This window comes from Aeriscardovia aeriphila, assembly GCF_002259595.1.
Taxonomy (GTDB): Bacteria; Actinomycetota; Actinomycetes; order Actinomycetales; family Bifidobacteriaceae; genus Aeriscardovia; species Aeriscardovia aeriphila.
Map to the genome: position 1 here is coordinate 282,800 of NZ_MWWU01000002.1, position 21,623 is coordinate 304,422.

General features: G+C 54.1%; 15 protein-coding genes. 6 read left to right on the forward strand and 9 right to left on the reverse strand.

What is annotated here, in order from left to right; all coding sequences use genetic code 11:
* Positions 1-122: 122 nt before the first annotated feature.
* The 3 genes from AEAE_RS02220 to AEAE_RS02230 form a co-directional block, all read right to left on the reverse strand.
* Positions 123-1,355, reverse strand: a complete 1,233-nt coding sequence (locus tag AEAE_RS02220) for an acetate/propionate family kinase (RefSeq protein WP_094689524.1) — start codon at positions 1,353-1,355, stop codon at positions 123-125.
* Positions 1,356-1,501: 146 nt separating this feature from the next.
* Positions 1,502-3,409, reverse strand: coding sequence for a phosphate acetyltransferase (gene pta, locus AEAE_RS02225; RefSeq protein ID WP_094689525.1), 1,908 nt, complete (start codon positions 3,407-3,409; stop codon positions 1,502-1,504).
* Between the two features lie 154 nt (positions 3,410-3,563).
* Positions 3,564-6,047 carry a phosphoketolase gene (locus AEAE_RS02230; protein WP_094689526.1) on the reverse strand — a complete coding sequence of 828 codons (2,484 nt, stop codon included), beginning with the start codon at positions 6,045-6,047 and terminating at the stop codon, positions 3,564-3,566.
* A 241-nt stretch (positions 6,048-6,288) separates the two neighbouring features.
* Here AEAE_RS02230 and guaA point away from each other — a divergent pair, with 241 nt between their 5' ends.
* Positions 6,289-7,851 carry a glutamine-hydrolyzing GMP synthase gene (gene guaA / locus AEAE_RS02235; RefSeq protein WP_094689527.1) on the forward strand — a complete coding sequence of 521 codons (1,563 nt, stop codon included), beginning with the start codon at positions 6,289-6,291 and terminating at the stop codon, positions 7,849-7,851.
* A gap of 85 nt (positions 7,852-7,936) precedes the next feature.
* Here guaA and AEAE_RS02240 read toward each other — a convergent pair whose 3' ends face one another.
* Both AEAE_RS02240 and AEAE_RS02245 read right to left on the reverse strand, forming a co-directional pair.
* Positions 7,937-8,152, reverse strand: coding sequence for a hypothetical protein (locus AEAE_RS02240; protein WP_148139942.1), 216 nt, complete (start codon positions 8,150-8,152; stop codon positions 7,937-7,939).
* A 277-nt stretch (positions 8,153-8,429) separates the two neighbouring features.
* A complete protein-coding gene (locus AEAE_RS02245) occupies positions 8,430-8,990 on the reverse strand; it encodes a TetR/AcrR family transcriptional regulator (RefSeq protein ID WP_158520470.1) in 561 nt (186 codons plus the stop codon).
* Positions 8,991-9,226: 236 nt separating this feature from the next.
* Between AEAE_RS02245 and AEAE_RS02250 the strand changes: the two genes are divergently transcribed.
* Positions 9,227-9,901 (forward strand): TetR/AcrR family transcriptional regulator, encoded by a 675-nt coding sequence (locus AEAE_RS02250; protein WP_094689530.1) that lies wholly within the window; start codon positions 9,227-9,229, stop codon positions 9,899-9,901.
* Between the two features lie 38 nt (positions 9,902-9,939).
* Positions 9,940-10,833 carry an oxidoreductase gene (locus tag AEAE_RS02255; RefSeq protein ID WP_094689531.1) on the forward strand — a complete coding sequence of 298 codons (894 nt, stop codon included), beginning with the start codon at positions 9,940-9,942 and terminating at the stop codon, positions 10,831-10,833.
* A 244-nt stretch (positions 10,834-11,077) separates the two neighbouring features.
* Here the strand turns inward: AEAE_RS02255 and AEAE_RS02260 are convergent, their stop codons facing one another.
* Positions 11,078-12,169, reverse strand: coding sequence for a D-2-hydroxyacid dehydrogenase (locus AEAE_RS02260; protein WP_094689532.1), 1,092 nt, complete (start codon positions 12,167-12,169; stop codon positions 11,078-11,080).
* Positions 12,170-12,350: 181 nt separating this feature from the next.
* Here AEAE_RS02260 and AEAE_RS02265 point away from each other — a divergent pair, with 181 nt between their 5' ends.
* Positions 12,351-13,373 (forward strand): DUF3737 family protein, encoded by a 1,023-nt coding sequence (locus AEAE_RS02265; protein ID WP_211277520.1) that lies wholly within the window; start codon positions 12,351-12,353, stop codon positions 13,371-13,373.
* 131 nt (positions 13,374-13,504) lie between these two features.
* On the forward strand, positions 13,505-14,770 hold the full coding sequence (locus AEAE_RS02270; protein ID WP_094689533.1) for a MalY/PatB family protein: 1,266 nt from the start codon (positions 13,505-13,507) through the stop codon (positions 14,768-14,770).
* A gap of 49 nt (positions 14,771-14,819) precedes the next feature.
* On the opposite strand, the gene AEAE_RS02275 is transcribed toward AEAE_RS02270, so the two are convergent.
* The 3 genes from AEAE_RS02275 to AEAE_RS02285 form a co-directional block, all read right to left on the reverse strand.
* On the reverse strand, positions 14,820-15,893 hold the full coding sequence (locus tag AEAE_RS02275) for an amidohydrolase family protein (protein ID WP_094689534.1): 1,074 nt from the start codon (positions 15,891-15,893) through the stop codon (positions 14,820-14,822).
* Between the two features lie 115 nt (positions 15,894-16,008).
* Positions 16,009-17,340, reverse strand: coding sequence for a nucleobase:cation symporter-2 family protein (locus tag AEAE_RS02280; protein WP_244569638.1), 1,332 nt, complete (start codon positions 17,338-17,340; stop codon positions 16,009-16,011).
* Positions 17,341-17,498: 158 nt separating this feature from the next.
* Complete coding sequence (locus tag AEAE_RS02285; RefSeq protein ID WP_094689536.1) at positions 17,499-18,080, reverse strand: xanthine phosphoribosyltransferase; 582 nt, start codon at positions 18,078-18,080, stop codon at positions 17,499-17,501.
* 351 nt (positions 18,081-18,431) lie between these two features.
* Between AEAE_RS02285 and AEAE_RS02290 the strand changes: the two genes are divergently transcribed.
* Positions 18,432-21,440 (forward strand): UvrD-helicase domain-containing protein, encoded by a 3,009-nt coding sequence (locus AEAE_RS02290; protein WP_244569596.1) that lies wholly within the window; start codon positions 18,432-18,434, stop codon positions 21,438-21,440.
* The last annotated feature ends 183 nt before the right edge of the window (positions 21,441-21,623 follow it).

The window sequence follows — 21,623 nt, forward strand, 5'->3', positions numbered from 1 at the left end:
GTAAACAAGCTGAGCAGTCAACAACGATAACTGAAACGAAAAACAGATATAAAAAGGAGGTGGAAAAATTTCCACCTCCTTTTTATATCGCGCGGATTAAGTGGATTAATCAGTGAGCGTGATCAGTCCTCATCGAGACCGGTGTTATAGTCGTCATGACCATCGGCAACGATCTTCTCAGCCTTACGAGCAATAGCAAGCTCTTCGTTGGTTGGAACCACGCACACAGCGACAGAAGAATCTGGAGTGGAGATGACGCGGTTTTCCTTGGAGCGAGTCTCGTTCTTCTCGTTGTCGAGCTTGACGCCGAAGGCAGCGAGCTTCTCAGCAACCATCTTGCGCACGAGGGAGTCGTTCTCACCAACGCCAGCGGTGAAGGTGATGGCGTCGAGGCCACCGAGCTGAGCCCAGTAAGCGCCGATGTAGCTGACGATGCGGTGGACGTAGACATCCAGAGCGAGCTTGGCGTCAGCGTTGCCCTCTTCGTAGAGGCGGTCCACTTCGCGCAAGTCGCCGTAACCGGTCATGCCGGTCATACCTGACTTGTGGTTGAACAGGTCGTCGAGCTCTTCAACATCCATGTGAGCGTTGCGGATCAGGTGGAACACGACAGCGGGGTCGATGTCGCCAGTGCGGCCGCCCATAACCAAGCCCTCGAGTGGGGTGAGGCCCATGGAGGTCTCGACTGGGCTGCCAGAAACCTGAGCGGAAGCAGAAGCTCCGTTACCAATGTGCAGAACGATCTGCTTGAAGCCTTCAGCTGGCTTTCCCAACAGGGATGGGACAACGGAGCCGACATACTCGTGAGAGGTGCCGTGAGCGCCGTAACGCTGAATGTGATAACGCTCTGCAACGTCCTTGTTCAGGGCATAGGTCTTTGCCTCTGGTGGGAGTGCGAAGAAGAAGGAGCTGTCGAACACGGCGATCTGTGGGACGGAAGGCAGCAGTTCCTTCATCACTTCGATTCCGGTGGCCTCTGGGCCGTTGTGCAGTGGAGCCAGAACAGCGAGATCCTTGATCTGCTGGATGACCTTCTTCGTGGTCAGAGCTGGCTTCGGGAAGATCCAACCACCCTGCACCACGCGGTGGCCGACAGCGATAATGCCGGCTTCTTGCAGGTTTGGACCATATTCATCAAAGAAGTCAAGAACCTTCTTCAGACCAGTGCGATGGTCTGGAACGGTTTCGTTCAGGTCGTGCTTCTCGCCCTTGTACTCGTGGCGGTAGTGGCCTCCAACAGGCTCGCCGATAGCTTCCACAAGACCGGAAGCAATAGAATCAGCGGTTTCCAAGTCGATCAACTGGTACTTAATCGAGCTGGAGCCAGCGTTGATGACAAGAACGGTTTTTGCCATGCGATATCCTCCAAATTTCTGGGTGTCTCGAATACGCGGACGGTATTCGTTTCACTTGGCCTCTTCGAGATTACCCGCCGGGGTTTACTTTCTTTCACAATTGCCAGGAAGATTATCACTGCGCCTCATCGAGCGCGCGCTTGAGGCTACACGTTCTGCGGGGCTTGCGCTTGCACGCATGTCAGCGCGATCGTGTTGATAATATCCCTCGTCGTTGCGCCTCGGGAAAGATCGTTGACTGGCTTATTCAACCCTTGCAAAATAGGGCCAATTGCCACGCCTTCTCCTACGCGCTGAATGGCTTTAATACCAATATTTGAGGCAGAAAGGCTGGGCATCACAAAGGTGTTCACATGGCCGGCGACACTATCACCCGGAGCTTTCAGCGCTGCGACGGTGGCATCCCATGCGGCGTCGAATTGGATCGGTCCGGTTATCTTTTCCTTGGGGAAAGCCTCTTTGGCAATCTGGGTGGCTTCCTTGACCAAGTCGACATCGGGGCCTTTACCAGAGTCGACGGTTGAGTAGGAAAGCATGCCAATGTAAGGGTCGAGGCCAAACTGGCGGGCAGTGCGTGCTGACTCACCTGCAATTTCAGCTAACTGTGAAGCAGTCGGGTTCGGCAGCAGCGCGACGTCAGCGTAGATGTCAACTCGACGGCCCAAGCACATTACCATCACGCCGGAAGCGAGCTTGATGCCGGGGCGCGTCTTGATAATCTGGAGCGCCGGGCGAACAGTGTTGGCCGTCGAGTGGCGCGCACCAGAAACCATGCCATCAGCAAGGCCCAGCTGAACGTACATCGTGCCAAAAGTGCTCGGGTCTTTGAGGGCCTCACGCGCTTGGTCCTCGGTCATCCCATGCTTGGCGCGAATGCGTACCAGCTGCGGGACCATGCGAGAGATCAGCTCCTCGTCATTCATCGATTGAATCGTCGCCTGAGAGGCCACATGAGTCAGACCCAGAGCTTCGGCATGGCGAGTGATCTGCGAAGCGTCGCCCACGATGACAGCATGGAAAGCGTTGAACTCGAGCAGGTAGTCGGCTGCGCGCAAAATACGGTCATCATCGCCTTCTGGCAAAATGATGGTCTTCTTCTGCTGCGCTGCCTGGTGCATGAGTCGATACTGGAAGTTTGCCGGAGTGAGTACGCGCGGGCGGTCACGCACGATCAGCGGCAGAAGTTGCAGTGGTTCGACGGCCTTTTGGAAGGCGGCGAGATGCTGGTCGATAATCGCGTCGAGGTGAGCGATGTGGGCTGAATCAGCGTCGTGGAAATCAGCCGATTCTTCAGTATCTACATTCTCCACAAACCACACGGGCAGCTCGTAATCGACGAGGTTGATCAGCACGTCTTGCCTGAGCTCCGGGTTACCGGGGCACACGAACGCGCCAATCACCTTATTGCCCGCCTCTTCCACAAAGCTAATGGAGGAGCGCAAGCTCTGAGCAATCGCGCACGCAGAAAGGTTTTCACCGTTGATCACGACCACAACGCTGGCTTGCAAGTCGGCGGCCAAGGCAGCGTTGTCGTGCAGCAGGTAGGGGTCGGCAATCACCGGATTATCAGAACTCATACACACCACCGCGTCCGCACTGGCAATCTGAGGGTTGGTGTGGAAACGAGTGACGATGTCCAGCTCAGTGCGCGAAAACGATGGGGTAGAGGACGTGTCCAAACCGATATGCTGGTCGCGGTCGCTATTGATGTCAACAGGAGCATGGCCAGCGGGCGCCAAAGGGTGCGAGAAGCGCTGGGCTGCTCGCAAGGCGATCGTCATGTTGGCGGCAGAAGAATTCGTGCTGATGGGCTGGAAAACAGTCGTTTGCGCGTAGGCTTGCGAAAGCGTGTGCAACAGGCCAATAGTAACTGTTAAGCGGCCTGCAGAGTAGTCGGGTGAGAACACGGATACGACGGGTCGACGAGGTGTTGTGCCGTTTTCCTGTGGGGGAAGGGGAGCGGTGGCTTGCGGATTGCCTTCCGCTTGTGGTGCTGCGAGTTGTGCATGGTCAGGAGAGCTCATCATTGTTTCTCCAGTGTTAGTCGTTGGCATAGGCGCCTCCTCGCTTCCTATTATGCCTGAAGGCTGGTGTCAACTCGTGAAGGGCGTGTGAGATTATCACTTGTATTTGCAGGTACGCAAAAAGCCCGCACCACAAGGGCACGGGCTTTTGCTCAGATCAGTTCACACAATGCGTGTGAGAAGATCACTTCTCGTTATCGCCGGCAGTGTTGATGGCAGCTGCAACGTTGCCACCCTCGAGGTCGGTACGAACGCCTGGCCACACCCAGTCGGTGTAATCAGGATGATCGTAGCCGTTGTCGACAGCGAACTGGAAGGCTTCCTCACGGAACTTCTCGAGCTTGTTGATCTCGTCGGCGAACTTGTCGGCGTCGACCATACGCAGAGCCTCTGCGGTCAGCTCGTAACGATCCATCTCGTTGACGCGAACCATGTCGTAAGGAGTGGTGGTAGAACCTTCCTCCTCGTAACCATGGACGTTGAAGTTGTCGTGGTTTGGACGATCCCAGATGAGGGAGCGAATCTCACGAGCATATGCGTGGTAAGCAAACAGAACTGGCTTGTCAGCGGTGAAGAGCTGAGTGAACTCTTCGTCGGAGAGGGCCTGATCGTTCTCAGAAGCGTTCTGGATGCTGAGCAGATCCATCACGTTGACAACCTTGAACTTCACGCCAAGCTTGTTGAGCTTGTCGGCAGTTGCCATGATCTCCTGAGTTGGAACGTCACCAGCGGAAGCCAAGACAACCTGAACTTCGTCGTTGCTCTTGGCATTGGAAGCCCACTCCCACTCAGCAGCACCCTTCTTGAGCTCTTCGCGAGCTTCGTCGAGGGAGAGCCACGTTGGAGCTGGCTGCTTACCAGAAACAATGGCGTTGATCATGTTGGTGGACTTGAAGGCCTTCTCAGACACGGCGAGCAAGGAGTTGCCGTCGGCTGGCAGGTAGATGCCAACAACGTGATCGTTGTGGAAGTTCTTGTTGAGCAGGATGTCGATGACACCTGGATCCTGGTGCGAGAAGCCGTTGTGATCCTGACGCCACACGTGAGAGGAGACGAGCAGGTTCACAGAAGCGATTGGCTTACGCCACGGGATGTGACGAACGGTTGCCTCGAGCCACTTTGCATGCTGGTTGAGCATGGAGTCGATGACGTGCACGAAGGACTCATAAGAGCTCCACAGTGCGTGACGGCCGGTGAGGACGTAACCTTCGACGAAGCCTTCCATCTGGTGCTCGGAGAGCTGCTCGGTGACCTGACCGGTGACAGCCATGTGAGCGTCGGTCATCTCGGAGAGGTAGCCGGCATCCCACTGCTTGTTGGTGACCTCATAGGCAGCCTGCAAGCGGTTAGAAGCGGTCTCATCTGGTCCGAAGATACGGAAGGAATCTGGGTTGAGCTTGATGATGTCGCGAGCATAGTCGCCGAGACGGCGAGTAGCTTCGGTCTGGCCCCAACCGTGGCCATACTTCTCAACGCCTTCGACCTTGTAGTCGTCGAGCTTTGGAAGGTTCAGTGGCTTCAAGATGCGGCCGCCGTTTGCGTTCGGGTTCTGGCCGATACGCAGTTCGCCCTTAGGCATGAAGGCGGTCACTTCTGGACGCACAGCGCCGTTCTCGTCGAACAGCTCTTCTGGCTTGTAGGACTCGAGCCAGTGCTTGAGAACCTGGAAGTGCTCTTCGGTATCGCGAGCGGAAGCCAGCGGTACCTGGTGAGCGCGCCAAGAGCCCTCAGTCTTGTTGCCATCGATGAACTTCGGGCACGTCCAACCCTTTGGAGTGCGGAAGATGATCATCGGGTAGAATGGGCGCTCCATATCGTTGGTGTTGGCAGCAGCCTTGATGTCGCAAATCTCATCGAAGATGGACTCGAACAGGTCTGCGAAACGACGGTGGATGGACATGTGGTCCTCATCGTCGAAGCCAGCAACGAACTCATATGGTTCGTAACCCATGCCGTGGAAGAAGTCGTGGAGCTCTTCGTCAGAAATACGAGCAAGGATGGTTGGGTTTGCGATCTTGTAACCGTTGAGGTGCAAGATTGGCAGAACGATACCATCGGTGCGTGGGTTGACGAGCTTGTTGGACTGCCAGCCGGTAGCCAATGGGCCAGTTTCGGCCTCGCCATCACCGACGATGGCTGGGACGAACAGGCTTGGGTTGTTCATAACGGCACCGTAAGCGTGGGAGAGGGCATAACCCAACTCGCCACCCTCGTGGATGGAGCCTGGGGTCTCTGGTGCGAAGTGGGATGGAATACCACCTGGATAAGAGAACTGGCGGAAGAACTTCTGCAAGCCAGCCTCGTCATGGGTGATTTCTGGGTAGTACTCAGTGTAGGTACCGTCCAAGTAGGACTGAGCGGTACCTGCTGGGCCACCGTGGCCTGGGCCCATGATGATCACGGTGTTCTGCTGGTGGTCAGCAATCAAACGGTTGATGTGGCCGATCAGGAAGTTCAGGCCTGGGGTGGTGCCCCAGTGGCCAACCAGACGGTACTTGACGTCGTCACGGGTGAATGGCGCCTTCATCAGCGGGTTGCTGCGCAGATAGATCTGGCCGATGGACAGGTAGTTGGCAGCGCGCCAGTACTTGTCCACACCCTCGAGCGCTTCCTCGGAAACCGGACGACCGAGCTTCTTCCAAGGGGTGCCAATAACAGGATTCGTCATTTGTTCTCCTGCACTCTTGTGCGATCTGTTTTACTCTTAGGACTTCTGTAGCCAAGCGCGGCGTACAAGGCCGCCTTCGGCATATGTCCCAATCTCTTTGATCATATTTGGAGTGCCAGACTTTGCCACGCCCACAAGGCTCTTTAGCCCGCGGCCAAAGACGGTGTGAAAGTCTGGCGCTTCTGTCAAGCCAGTTTGCCAAGATGAGAGGAAAACTTGAGTTATACGAAGGAGAGGACTCATGGAGAGACGTCCGGTTCTGGTCGTCGATTATGGCGCCCAGTACGCGGAGCTCATTGCACGTCGAGTGCGTGAGGCTCATGTCTATTCTGAGCTGGTTGCTCATACCATGCCCGTGGATGAGATGCTGGCTAAGAAGCCACTGGCAATTATCTTTTCTGGTGGTCCCGCGTCAGTGTATGAACCTGATGCACCGCATATTGATCCCAAGATCTTCGATGCAGGCGTTCCTATTTTAGGTATCTGCTACGGCTGCCAGTTGATGGCAGAAGAGCTGGGCGGTGACGTCGACAAGGCTGCCATGGGTGAATATGGCAAGACCTCCGTCGAGGTGGACAATTCCTCCTACATTCTGAACGGTTCTCCTGCCGAACAGACGGTGTGGATGAGCCATGGCGTTCAGATTAACAAGGCTCCAGAAGGCTTTGTGACCTTGGCAACCTCTCCATCCGCTCCTGTGGCCGCAATGGCTGACCCTCAGCGCAAGCTTTACGGCATTCAGTGGCATTGCGAAGTCAAGCACACTCCTCTGGGTCAGAACATCATCGAGAACTTCCTGCACAACGAAGCAGGCATCGAGGATAACTGGAGCCCGAAGGGCTTGATGGAAGAGCAGATCGAAAAGATTCGCGAAGAAGTCGGCGATGACCAGGTGATCTGCGGCCTGTCAGGTGGTGTTGACTCTGCTGTTGCCGCCACTTTGGTGCACAAGGCTGTGGGCGACCAGCTCACCTGCGTGTTCGTCAACCATGGCTTGCTTCGTGAAGGCGAAGTTGAGCAGGTTCAGCACGACTTCGTGCAAGCTACCGGCATCAAGCTCAAGACTGTTGATGCTTCCGAAGAGTTCGTTTCTGCCCTCAAGGGTGTGACCGAGCCAGAGGCCAAGCGCAAGATCATCGGTGACCTCTTTATTAAGACCTTCGAAAAGGCTGCATCACAGATCGTTGCTGAGGTCGGTGAGAAGGGCGCGAAGGTCAAGTGGCTGGTTCAGGGCACTCTCTACCCAGACGTCGTCGAGTCGGGTGGTGGCTCCGGCACTGCCGTGATCAAGTCCCACCACAACGTCGGCGGCCTGCCAGAAAACTTGGAGTTCAAGCTCATCGAGCCACTGCGCTCCCTGTTTAAGGATGAAGTTCGCCAGATTGGCACTCATCTGGGGCTGCCGGACTACATGGTGTGGCGTCAGCCATTCCCAGGTCCAGGCTTGGCAATTCGTATTGTGGGCGAAGTTACTCAGGATCGTTTGAACCTGTTGCGCCGCGCTGATGCTATCGCTCGTGAAGAGATGACGAAGGCTGGTTTGGATCGCAAGATCTGGCAGTGCCCAGTTGTTCTCTTGGCTAACGTCCACTCTGTGGGTGTTCAGGGCGATGAGCGTACCTATGGAAACCCGATTGTGATCCGTCCAATCGAATCTTCGGATGCTATGACGGCCGATTGGTTCCACATGCCTTATGATGTGCTGACTGCCATCTCCAACCGCATTACCAACGAATGCCGTGGAATTAACCGCGTGGTTTACGATGTCACTTCGAAGCCACCGGCAACCATCGAATGGGAGTGAGTTTTCACTGTGAAGAAGGCGATCATCTGCGTGGTGGTCGCCTTCTTTGCGTTTGCAATGTTTTCTTTGTTGCTATGCAGTGTGTTCACCGAACCGCACAGCTCTCTTCGCTCTGTGGCTGCTGGGATTTATCGTCATCTGCAGGTGTGGGCGAAGCAGAGGGATCAGCAGCAGTGACAATCTGGGAGTGCCGAGCCGAAAGCTTTTCCAAAACGATAGCCACCCAGGTTGCGATGAGCAGAGGCTGGATCACTGCGTTGATGTTGCTCGGGGAGAGGAGCACCTCAATGAGGCTTGCCAATTGGTGATCTGAGGCAAAAGAGCGCCGAGAGATTTCAGCGAGTCGAAAAGTATTGGGTAAACAACGACGTAAATGGTGAGCCACTGAATGAGGTATTCGCTGATCTCAAACTCCTCTTGAGAGAGCGTGAGGCGAGGGAAACGGCGAGTTACCCAGCGTTGCGCGCCAACCTGGAGAAGCGCCACCAAGAATGGGATTGGGGCGACCTGGCGCTGACAGGAGTCGGAAGTTTAGTTGTTGTCTGGTTTGGCGTGACTTACCGTTTGTGGGGTTGGAGCTACTCGCGGTTAGCAGGGTTTGCTTTGGGAAGTAGCGGGGTAAGCCAGACGGCCATCGTCAACGCCATGCGCTCGGGAATAGGGTTTTCGCTCAATGCCCAGCGGCACAGCGCATCCGTCAAGCCGGAAGCCAAATAGATAATCGAGTAGCGAGAATCCGTACCAGCAGGCAAGTGGGGGCCGAAGGTTGCGCGTACCAACCCGGTCATCTCTTTTCTCAGGACAGAGACTAAACCATTAGCAGTCAGAGCGGCGATGAATTCTCGGTGAGCCAGGAAAACATTCGCATAAGTGAGCATGAGGGTAGGTACATGCACATTTTGCTCGAGGGCGAGGCCTTCTAAAGGCCGGATCATCCACTCGTCAATGCAATCGTGCAGCAACTCCGACTTGGAGGAGTAGTTGTTGTAGAAGGCTTGGCGCGAAAGAGTGGCGCGACGGCAGATGTCGGTAATAGAAATTGATTTATAGGTTTGATCGTGCAGCAAGGAAAGGAGGGCGTCGCGCAGCATGTCGCGGCTTCTCGCCGAGAGCGGGTTGACGTGTTCGATTTCGCTCATGTTCGTCCTTTCCTCGTGCTGCGAAAAGTGCATCACGTAGTCTTGCTCGATTCTAAAGGAAGCTCCTTCCATGCGGCTTACTATGTATTTTTGATAAAGAGTTTAGGTTTACAGGTTTGTGGGAAATTTTGAACTACTATAGAAGGTAGGAAAACCGAGAGTCTGGGCAGTGCACGGGATGAGCGCCATGCGTCCATCACTGTACTGCATGAGCCGAGCACCAGAAGGGATACGACATGGAAGCTGAGACTTCTCCACAACGTATTTCCGTCTTTGACGAATATATACTCGCATCCGACTTGCCGCAGAGGCAGAAGCGAGTACTGAAGGCCTGCTTGGTTCTGTTCTCTACCAAGGGCTATTCTGACACCACCACCTCAGATATCGCACGCCTTGCTGGCGTTTCTGAAGGAACTGTGTACAAGCACTTCCGCACGAAGAAGGACCTCCTCACGGCACTAGCAGTACCCTTCACTGACCGTTTCCTGCCGTCTAACGCTTTTGAAAGCGTTTTGGACCGCGCAAAGAACATGGAGAGCGTGCCTGATTTCAACGAGTTCTTGTACCAGATCACGTATGATCGTTTCCTCTTCGTTTCTGATAATCGTGAGATATTGCGCGTTTTCTTGCGAGATGGAATTCGCCGTACCGATGCCTTTGATCTTGCCCGCGAGCGTTTTGTTACTTCTTTAGCTGCGGCACTGGCAAAGGTGATTCACCTTTATCAAGCCCGGGGTGAACTGATCGATTGGCCAGAAGCTGTTATCTGTAGATTTGTATTTGGAGCATGGATGGGATATGTCCTTCCTAACGTCATTCTCTCCGATCAGAGTTTCGACATTGAGAAAGCTTCCCATCGCGTTGCACTGACATTATCCAGAGGATTAGCACCACAAACTTCAGTTCAGTAGTTCTCTGATTACAGTAGTGGTGCAAGAGAGGTAGAGCTATGACTGACGCACAAGTTAGTGAAAAGCCCGCAACTTCAACACTTGCTTCAGCACCTGTTGCTCTTGTCTCCGGCGCAAGCTCAGGCATCGGATTCCAGGTTGCCAAGCAGCTGAGCGAGAAAGGCTTCATCGTTTACGGTGCTGCCCGCCATTTTGCTGAACTTTCTGAGGACTCGGCGACTACTGTTGGCAAGGGTGGCTTCCACGAGGTTCACCTTGACGTCACTGACGAAGACGAGTGCAAGAAGGTCGTCGACTACATCGTCGAGCACACTGGCCGCATCGATGTTCTCGTCAACAACGCTGGCTTCGCCGTCTTCGGCGCTATTGAAACGGTAAGCAGTAAGGAAGCTAAGCGCCAGTTTGACACTAACGTCTTCGGCCTGGCCAATATGACTCGTACCGTTCTTCCTCATATGCGCGAGAATCGTCACGGCCATATCGTCATGATCTCTTCGGTGGCTGGTCGCTTGCCTGGCTATTTCGGCGGCTGGTACCACGCCTCGAAGTGGGCTGTGGAAGCTTTAAGCGCTACTTTGCGTTCCGAGGTCAAGCCTTACGGTATTGCCGTTACCGTGGTCGAGCCTGGCGCAGTGGCAACTCCGTGGGCCAGTATCGCCACTGATAGCTTGATGGAGGTGAGCAAAGGCACTGCTTATGAGCAGACTGCTCGCCGCGTTGCAGCAACAATGCTTGACTTCTACGAGAATGCTCCGATTTCCACTCCTGAGCAGGTGGGTGGCCGCATCGTTTCGATGATGACGCGCAAGAACCCGCCTCGTCGTTTCGTCGTGGCTCGTGGGGCTCGCATGATGTTGGCAGCTCACGCTCTCTTGCCAGCAGCAGCTTTTGAAGCAATTGAACGCATGAATCTCACGCGTCGAGAAGGCTGAATTGATGGCTTGAGATTATCACCGTGCTTCATCGCATGTTTTACGTAAGCGGGCACAGTGTGTGAGGAAGGGGTGGCATGCACAAATGTGCATGCCACCCCTTTTGTATCGGTCGCAATTGCTGCAGCAACGAGGACGCAATATTTCGGATTGAGTGCAGTGGTAATCACAGATAGCTTCTGATTCGTTGCAGTGGCAATCTGAGGTAATTCCTGATTGGGTGCGGTGACAATCTTGAGAAATGCTAGGCGCGAGAAGAGGGGAGAACCACATTTTCCACCGGCTCGCCTAGGGCCAGATGCGTCAGATTCGTCATCGTCAAGTTGCGCAAGTTCACCACCGACTGCGGCAAGTGCCAGCCGCCTGCAACATGAGGGCTGATGATCAAGCGAGGAGTGTCCCAGAGCGTTGAATCTGCGGGCAAAGGCTCAGGGTTCGTCACATCGAGCGCGGCACCAGCGAGGTGACCTGCACGCAAAGAAGCTTGCAAAGCTGCAGAATCTACCGCATCTCCGCGTCCAGCGTTCACAAAATAACTGCCCTGCTTCATCGCGCTAAAGAAGCTTTCATCGAAGAAGCCGACTGTTTGAGGGTTAGACGGCAAGAAACTCATCACAACATCAGCAGAAGGCAGGTACTCGGCCAGAGAGTCCATGGCTACAACCTGAGCGACAGCAGCAGAGTTCGCCGAGTGAGCAGGGTTGCGACGGAAACCGAAAACTTTCGCTCCCATTGCCGTGCACAAGCGGGCAAAAGCCTCACCAATATGGCCATAACCCAATACCACGACGGTTGCGCCGACCAACGAACGCACTTCACCGGCAGACTGCCAGCGATGCTTACGCTGCAAATCAGCATACTGATCGAGGTTTTTCATCAGGGCGAGAAGCTGAGCGAAAGCATGCTCAGAAACGGCTTGGTCGTAGGCGCCAGAAGCGTTGGTAATCACCACGCCCTGAGGCAGGGCGAGATTCATGTACTTGTAGTAGCCTGCGGAGAGAAGCTGAATGAGCTGCAAACGAGGGGCGGAAGCGTGGGATTGCGCAGTGAAGAGCTCTTGTACGGCAGCAACAGGGAAGTTTCCCACCACAGCCGTTGCATCAGCAGGCAAATGCTCACTCTTGGGCGCAAGCCAGGTAAAACGAGCAGCTGGGATGCTTGCTTCCATCATCTGACGGTCAGCAGGGTAGAAACGGTCAACCGCAACGATATGCATGCCCTCGCCGGCCGTTTGTGCGGTTTGCTGAGCGTGAGGAGTAGAGGTGGGCACGTGCGCAGATACTGGCGCAGGTGCAGTGGAAGTGGTCATATTTTCGCGAGTCTCAGAAGTCGTCATGTCCTTTATTTTAGGGGGAAACAGGGGTGGAAAGTTTCTCGATACGCGCAAAGCGACACTGCCAATCTCAGAAAGTGGAGTGACGACCCTAGACTAGAGAACAGTGAATAAACCAAGCCGTGCCGACTGCGAGAGTCGCCATTAGCTTGGAACTTGGCAATGCCGTTGTGCAGGAGACGATATGAACGAAAATATGGCCACTATGGGCGAATTGTCATGTCAGCCAGTTCAGGAAATGTGCGAGTGGACAGGCCCCCACGCCAAGGAAGTTGTCGAATCAGGCGCCGAGCAGCAGGCAACTCAGGCAATCCGAGGCGAGTACTTCTCCGGCGAACGCCCGCTCTACGGCTTGCATGACGCTCAAGTGAGTGACTGTGTATTCGGCGAAGGCGAATCGCCTCTCAAAGAAGCCCGTCACGTTTCCGTCGACAACTGCGTTTTCAAGTGGAAGTACCCCTTCTGGTACGCCGACACGGTTGCAGTGGAGAACACTGTGCTCGAAACTGTGGCGCACGCTGGCATGTGGTATGTGAAGAACTTCAGCATGAAGGATTGCGCGCTGCAGGCAGGAAAGCTCTTCCGCCGCAGCTCGGGAATCTTCCTCACCAACGTCCACTTCGCCAATGCGACGGAAACCTTCTGGAATTGCGAGGATGTACACCTCGAGCGTGTTGAAGCGCAAGGCACCTACTTTGGTATGAATTCGAGGAAGATCATCGCCGACCACCTCGACCTCATCGGTGATTACGCTTTCGACGGTGCCAGCGACATTCTCATCACGAACTCTCGCATCGTGGCCAAGGATGCCTTCTGGAATTCGACGAACGTTACTGTGCGCGATTCCTTCATTTCTGGCGAGTACTTGGGTTGGAATTCGACGAATCTCACGTTGGAAAATTGCGTCGTCGTTTCCGATCAGGGCTTGTGCTACATCAAGGGTTTGATGATCCGCAATACGAAGCTTCTGCGTACCGATTTGGCTTTCGAGTTGTGCTCGGATATTGACGCTGAGATTACCAGTTCGATTGATTCGGTGAAGAACCCTGTTTCTGGCCGCATTGTGGCCCCGCGCATTGACGGCGTGATTCTCGACCCTGCAGTCGTCGATCCTGCGAAGACGGAGATCATCTCCGGTGGCGAGCGCATCAGCGAATCGACCATGAATGAGGAGCATGCTCAACATATTGCCGGTTATAACGAGTAGTTGGTGCTCGCAGTAGGTGAGGGAGACCTGATCGTGCAGTGCTTGCCGCATGTCAGAGTTGGCTATCAGGGTCTTTTGTGGCGCAACAGGCTCTGGCAGCCAGGTAGCGCTCAATTTCGGGGGAGAAACATATGGCTGATGTTTTCGGTTTTGATAATCCAGTGAAGCGCCGTCATCACAACTGGGCTAAATGGGATGTTGCCGACGACGAGCTGCCCATGACCATCGCCGATATGGACCTTCCGACTTCACCGCAAATTGTCCAAGCTTTGCATGACAAGGTGGCTAGCGCAACCTACGGCTACGAGGATATTCCGCAAGAGTATTACGAAGCAGTGCAAGGCTGGCTCACTCGCCATCACCGCTTCACTCCGCCACTCGAATGGATGAGCTTCGCCACTGGCGTGATTCCTGCGCTCAGCTCCCTTATTCGCACGCTCACGACGGTGGGTGACAACGTACTCATGCTCACCCCGGTCTACAACATTTTCTTCAACTCTGCCGCAAACAATGGTCGGCATCCTCTGGCCTCACCGCTCGACTACGAGAACGCTTCCCACACCTATTCCATCAATTGGGCAGATGTGGAGAAGAAGATGGCGCTTGCTCGCACCACAATGATGGTCGTGTGCAACCCGCATAACCCCTCGGGTTTGGTCCCGGAGCCGGAAGACCTCGCCCACATCGTGCGTTTGGCCCGTCAGTACGGCGTTATCGTCGTCTCTGATGAAGTTCATGGTGACATGCTGTGGGACGACACTCTTGATTACACGCCGATTTTGAGCTTGCCTGAGCCGTTGCGCGGCAATGTGATTGAGCTGATTTCTCCGTCGAAAACCTTCAATTGCGCTGCAACTCACGCCTGCATGGTGCTGATTGCTGACCCTAATTTGCGTGCGCATGCTGTGCGCGGTTTCAATAACGATGAGATTGCTGAGCCCAACCTCACCGCTGTTCCTGCTTCGATCGCCGCTTACCGCGATTCCGATGAGTGGTATGCGGCCATGCTTTCCTACGTTCGCGCCAATATTGAGTTGGTTAACGATACTCTTGCGCGCGAAATGCCGCTGATCACGCCGGTGAAGATGGCAGCGACCTATTTGCCGTGGCTTGACTGCACTGACCTGTTCGCCGCACACCCTAGCTCGCCAGTTTCCTCAGTTTCTCCAGATTATCAGTCCACTGAAGTTGAGGCCTTAGACAGACCTCACACCGTTTCTGATGAGTTCACTGCGTTTATTCGCCAGACTTCTGGCTTACTGGTGAACCCGGGTGGGGAGTACTTCGGTAATGGAGCTACCTTCATTCGTATGGCAGTTGCCTGCCCGCGCCACCAAGTTGAGGATGCTCTCGCTCGTTTGAAGCGGTCCTACGACTTGTGGTGCGAGCAGCACTAGTGTGCGGAGCTTCGACTTCTGAGAGTCGCGCTTTTGAGAGCCTTGTGTCCTAGAAGCTTGCGCTCAGGCCATTAGAATCGTCGCGGTCAGCGTTCTTCTTCTGCTCAGCGTCGATTTCCGCTTGGAGTTTCTCATCCTCTTCGGCTTCCTTCTTCGCCTTCTCAGCCTTTGCCTGAGCTTTTTCCTCTTCATAGAGGTCTTGTTCGCTCAGCACATTGACAGGAATCCGCGCGCGCATGTGCTCCCACGAACCAGAGAGCACCAACTGCTTCTCCTGCTCATCAATGTGGGCAGCCTTCACCTGTTCCAGCGCATGCTGAGCAACATCGAGGCTTTCCACTCCCGTTTCGGTGGCGAAAGGAGAATCCGAAGAGAAGAGCACTCGACCAGCGCCAAGAGTTTTCACTGCAGTGGTAATCTCAAGCGAATTTGCCCAAGCAGTGTCCACCACAAAGTTCTGCTGCGCCGCCAAACGAGTCGCCTCAGCACTCACCTCTCCCTGAGCGAATAGAGCGGCGACACCACCATGAAGAATGACGCGCACGCGAGGGTAGGAGGCAGCCCACCGCAAATCCATCAGGTCACGAACCGTGGCGAGCAACTGCTGCCTCGCACTCTCGAGAAAATGCGGCGAAGAATGCTCAGCCACAGGATGCAGCCACACCGGACGGCGAACCTCATTGAGCATGGAGAAGAGCGCGGAATTCTGCTCATCAGCAAAATTACGACCATCCTCATGCGTCAGCATCTGAATTCCCACGAGAGTGTCAGAACGTGCGATAGTGTCAGCTAAGTAGTGGCAAGAAAACTCGAGGTCGTTGAGTGGAAGATGAGCGATAGCGCCCTCGAAAAGCTCTGGATGGTCCAACACTAGCTGGGACAACTCTTGATTAGCAGTCTGCGCAACCTCAGCGCGATACTTCTCGCGAATCTGTTCATCAAAAATGACAGATCCCACGATTTGCAAGCTGCGAGGAGGGTTAGCAACCAAACGCATATCCATATCCGTCAAGAGATTTTCACGAACAGAAGGATGACGTGCGCCCAGGTTAGCTTGGGAACGCTCTAATGCGCGCTCATAGGCGCGAGGCAGAACATGAGTGAAAACATCAATCGTTGGCATAAGTTCTTTCACAGTGTTAATGAAAAGGGGCAACCAAGTACGACTGTACTCGATTGCCCCGTCGATTCTCGCTAGCGGCGAAGAAGCTGCTGAGTGATGAGAAGAAGTCTAGTTATCACTTTTCTTCGTCAGCGTGATCCTTCTTATCAACGCTGAGGTTGATCTTGTAGAACTTCTCATCGCGAGGAAGAACCAGGTTCATGATGAAAGCGATCACGAACACGCCTGCGATAGCGTTGGATGCGAACACCTGCTGGAACAGAGCTGGAGTGTGAGCGAGCAAGGTAGGAACCTGGGTGAAGCCAACGCCCACCGTCAGAGAGACGGAAGCGATGAGGATGTTGCGCTCAGAGAAGCCAGCCTCGGAGATCATCTGGAAGCCTGCCAGGATGATGGAACCGAACATCATGATGGTGCAGCCACCCATAACTGCCTGTGGAATGGAGTTGAAAGCAGTTGCCACGGCAGGAACGAAGGCAGCGAGGATGAGGATCAAACCGCCAGAAGCGATGACCTTACGGTTGACAACCTTGGTCATGCGGATCAAGCCAATGTTCTGAGCGAAGGAGGTCAGTGGTAGAGCGCCGAACAGACCAGAGATAGCGGAGATCAGACCGTCGCCAGCGATGGAGCCAGCAGTTTCGAGGTCAGTGACCTCACGGTTCATACCCACGCGAGCCAGAGCAGCGGTATCACCGGTTACCTCAACTGCGGAAACCAGGTAGAGCAGAGCGATGGAGATGATGGCACCCCAGTCAAATTCAGGCTTGAATGGCAGGAACTTTGGTGCGGAGACGATGCCGATGTGCGAGAAGCCGCTCAAATCCACCATGCCCATGCACAGAGCGAGAACATAGCCGACGACCAGGCCGAAGAGAATGGACAGCTGCTTAGCAAAGCCCCTGAAGAACACCTGAGAGATCAAGCAAGCGAGCAAGGTCACGGTTGCGACGAGCAGGTGCTTCCAGCTGCCGAAGTCCTTTGCACCGTTGCCACCACCGAAGCTCGATGCAGAAACGGAAAGCAGGGAGAAGCCGATGGAGGTAACCACGAGTGCGGAAATAATCGGTGGAACAAGGCGCTTCCAGAAGCGAGCGGTCAGGCCGAGAAGTGCTTCGAACAAGCCGCCGACGATGATGGCGCCGACTGCGGATTCATAGCCGCGGGTGGAAATAATGCCCACGATTGCGGCCACGTAGGTAAACGAAATGCCGGTAACAATAGGCAGGCGTGCGCCGAAACGCCACAGTGGGAAGAGCTGCAAGAGCGTTCCCAAACCTGCCATGAGCAGTGCTGCCTGAACGATGGAATCAGAAACAGCAGCTGGCATCTTGCCGGCGGAAGTGACGATGAAGATTGGTGCAAGATTAGCTACGAACATGGCGAGCACGTGCTGAAGGCCGTAAGGCAGGCCCCTCAGGAAGCTCATCTTGCCGGTGAAATCCATCAAAGGATTACCATCGCTGGTTTCGCTGACCGCGGCGGCTGGAGTCTTCACGGTCGAATCTTTCTCAGTTGTCATGGGCTTTTTCCTCTCCTTGAACCCTCGACGAAAGATAATTGGTGAAATAAAAAGAGTGGTTCGCGCGGAACCACTCTCAGAAATTAGTCTTCAACGAACTTCACTTCGCCAGTCTGGTCATCCATTGCTGCGATGCGAGCCAGAGACTGCACGTTGTAGCCTCGCGATCTCAGCAGTTCGCCACCTTCCTGGAAGCTCTTCTCAATGGCAATGCCGATGCCTTCGACGACTGCTCCTGCTTGCTTGCACAAGTCCAGAAGGCCCAAAATGGCCTTGCCGGATGCCAGGAAGTCGTCAATGAGCAGAACGTGCTCGCCTTCGTTGATGAAGCGCTTAGCAACGATCACGTCGTAAGTCTTCTTCTTGGTGAAGGAGAACACCTGGGTGCGGTACTGTTCACCATCGAGATTGATGGACTCGGTCTTCTTAGCGAAGACGAAAGGAACGCCAAGCTTTTCAGCGACGATTGCAGCAATTCCAATACCAGAAGCTTCGATGGTGAGCACCTTGTCGATCTGCTTGCCAGCGAAACGCTTCTTCCACTCTTCAGCCATGCTGGCGAAGAGCTGGGGATCACACTGATGGTTCAAGAAAGAATCCACTTTGAGCACGTTTCCGGCACGGACAATGCCTTGCTCGCGGATCCTATCTTCGAGTTCCTTCATTGATTTGGCCTTTCGTTTTTGGTCCATCAGCTCAGAGCGAAGAATTGAGCTTGCCTAATAAGAATCTGCCGGCGACCGGACAAGAAGGGCTGAAAAACTCGGATTGGAAATATTAATTCAACCTTGTTGAAACATACAGGAAACACCGCAACACGCGATAACGCGACTGTAATTCCTCACTAACAAGGTAAGAAAAGGCGATTTCCCAACGTTTTACCTTTCTTGCTCCCTGCAGGCTTGTTGGTAGCATAGTCCCAGGTAAATGGCTGGAGATTATCACTGTGCTGAATTCTGGGAATGTCGAATTCAGCTGCGATGTAAACAGTGGACGATGTGAGAGGCAGGAGAGAGATGGATCAGATGGCTGATGAGTTTGACCAGCAGGCTTCCTATGAGGCAATGGCAGACGAGGACCCTTCCTTTGTTCCTCCTGTTGATCCAGAATCTGCTGAAGCCCAAGAGTATGGCTTGGATGCTCAAAGTCAGGCAGAATATGAGCAGTATCAGCAGCAGCGTTTCTTGGCCCAACAGCAGCAGCTTGCCGCTGCTTCGCAGAAGAATACAGCATCTTCACAGAGTAATACGGCATCTTCACGAGGTACAGGTAATTACCGTTTAGAACAGTTGAGCCCCGAGGAGAAGCAAGCTCAAGCTCAGCGCCTTCTCGCCGGCCTGAACCCCCAGCAAGCACAAGCGGTGCAATACCAAGGTCCTGCTCTGCTTATTGCTGCAGGTGCAGGCTCAGGTAAGACCCGTGTTCTTACTCGACGTATTGCCTGGGTAATGAGCCAGTGGAATGCATGGCCGAGCCAGATTCTTGCGATTACTTTCACCAATAAAGCTGCAGCAGAGATGCGCGAACGACTGACGAAACTCGTCGGCTCGCAGCGTGCAGAGCGCTTGTGGGTTTCCACATTCCATTCGGCTTGTGTTCGCATCCTCAGGCGCTTCACTCATGAAGCGGGTTTGAAATCGAATTTCACGATTTATGATCAGCAAGATCAGTTGCGTTTGTTGAAGCTGATTGAAACTGATTTCAACATTGATGTCAAGAAGTATAAGCCTCGCCAATTCTCCAGCAAGATTTCTGACTGGAAGAACTCGTTGCAAGGCGCGCAAGAAGTGCTCCAAACTTTGGCGCCATCCTTCACACCAGGTGTTGCCGGCACCCATATCACCGGTCATGAGAAGCAGCCAGAACTGGAAGCTATGGTCTACGGTGAGTACCAGTGCCGTTTGGCTGCGGCAAACGCAGTGGACTTCGACGATCTCATCATGAAAACGGTCGATCTTCTCAACACCTCTCAAGAAGCGGCTGATTTCTACCACAAGCGCTTGCACTATGTTCTGGTCGACGAGTATCAGGATACGAACCGCGCACAATATGAGTTCCTGCGCCTGATTGCCGGGTATGAGGGCTTTGCTGTCAAGCGGCCTGCATGGATTTCTGTGGTGGGCGATTCTGATCAGTCCATCTACGCTTTCCGCGGTGCTGATATTTCGAACATCCTCGACTTTGAGAATGATTTTCCTCACGCGAAAACTATTCTTCTCGAGCAGAACTACCGTTCGACACAGAATATTTTGGACGCAGCAAACGCTGTGATTGCCAAGAATGAGGGACGTAAGCCCAAGAAACTGTGGACATCAGAAGGTTCTGGTGACAAAATCATCGGCTATGCAGCTGATGACGCTCGCGGGGAGGCTCGCTTCGTCACCGAAGAGATTGCTCGCATTCGCACCGAGGAGAATATTCCGTATTCCGATGTTGCCATCATGTACCGCACGAATGCACAGTCTCGCCTGATGGAAGAGCAACTCGTAGCAGCTGGAATTCCTTACCTCATTGTGGGAGGAACTCGATTCTATGAGCGTGCAGAAATCAAGAATGCTCTCGCATACTTGCATGCTCTGCTCAACCCTGCTGACGATATTTCCTTGCGTCGTATTCTCAACGAGCCGCGTCGTGGAATTGGTGCCAAAACCGAGCTTGATGTTGCCAATTTCGCGCAAGCGCATTCCATGAGCTTCTGGGAAGCATTGTCACACCTTGATGAAATCGGCTTGTCTGCAGCACCAGTCAAGCATTTGCGTCAGTTCGTCGACCTGATGCAATCCATGATGGATTCAGTGACCGGTGATGGTGTTCTCCCAAGCACCGCTATTCATGTGATGCTGGAGAACTCCGGCCTCGTTGCTCAATATCGCGCGTCACAAGATGTTGAAGATCAAAGCAGGCTGGAAAACCTCGGCCAGTTGGAGACTGTTGCCAAAGAGTATGAAGCTAACGAAGTGAACCCTACTTTGGATGGCTTCCTGGAGCAGACTGCACTGGTTGCCGATTCTGACCAGCTTCCTGACGGTGACTCTGGCCGTGTCACGCTCATGACCTTGCACACGGCGAAGGGTTTGGAATACCCCGTCGTCTTCCTCACCGGTATGGAAGAAGGTACTTTCCCTTCCGCTCGCGCTTTGGCAGGGGATAATGATGCTCCTGATGCTTCCACCAACCAGTTGGAGGAAGAACGTCGCTTGGCTTATGTGGGAATTACTCGTGCGCGCAAAAGGCTTTACATTACTCGTGCGGGCATACGAAGCCAATGGGGCCAGGCTCAAGAGATGCCTCCGTCCCGCTTCCTTGACGAAATTCCGGCGCAATTGATCGATTGGCGTCGTGAGTTCACCGCAACAGAAAACGTGAGAAGCAATGGAGGCTGGGGTTCCGACAACTTTGGCGACGACTTCGACTCCGACTTCTCCGCTACCTCTGCCTTTGGAACAGATGAAGAAGGCTTCTCCTATGGAGGGAGGAGCTCCTTCGGTTCCCGCTACTCTCGCTCCTACGGTTCTGGCTCGTTTGGTGCGCGAAGCTCCTTTGGCTCGCGTGACTCCTACGGTGCGAATGATTTTGACGATTCCGATGATTATTCGTCGTCAGGCAGTTCGTACGGTTCTGGATCGCGTCGGTCGGGTAGTCGATCGAGCAGTTCCTACGGGTCTTCCTCTCGCTCTTCGAGCTATGGTTCAGGTTCGAGCAGCTATCGTTCGCGCTCTTCCATCTATGGTTCGAGTTCTCGCGGTTCCTATGGCTCGAATTCTTACAGTTCTCGCTTTGAGGAGAAATCGAAGATTCATTATTCGCACAAGCCAGTGGAGAAGAAGACGGCAACTGCTGCCAGTGGTTCGACGTATAGCATTTCAGACTTTGCAGTCGGGGATAAGGTGAGCCATGATAAGTACGGTTTGGGTACTGTCACGGAAATCTTCGACAAGGGTGCAAACTCCATCCTCGTGGTGGACTTCAAGAGTGAGGGTGTCAAGCGCTTGCTTCTGCGCATGGCTCCAGTGGAGAAACTCTGACGGCCAGCGAACGGGGCTGGTACAACTCGGCGCTAAGAAGTGCTTCATACGAGCTTTTGTAGCGTCGGGGGAGTGCTGTAGTGTAGGCCTGTTACGAAAGTAACTATCTGGAGCCTTAGCCCATCAATGGATCGGCGTACACCGTCACTGAAAAGAGCCGGTATGCGTTGCGCCCACAGCGCT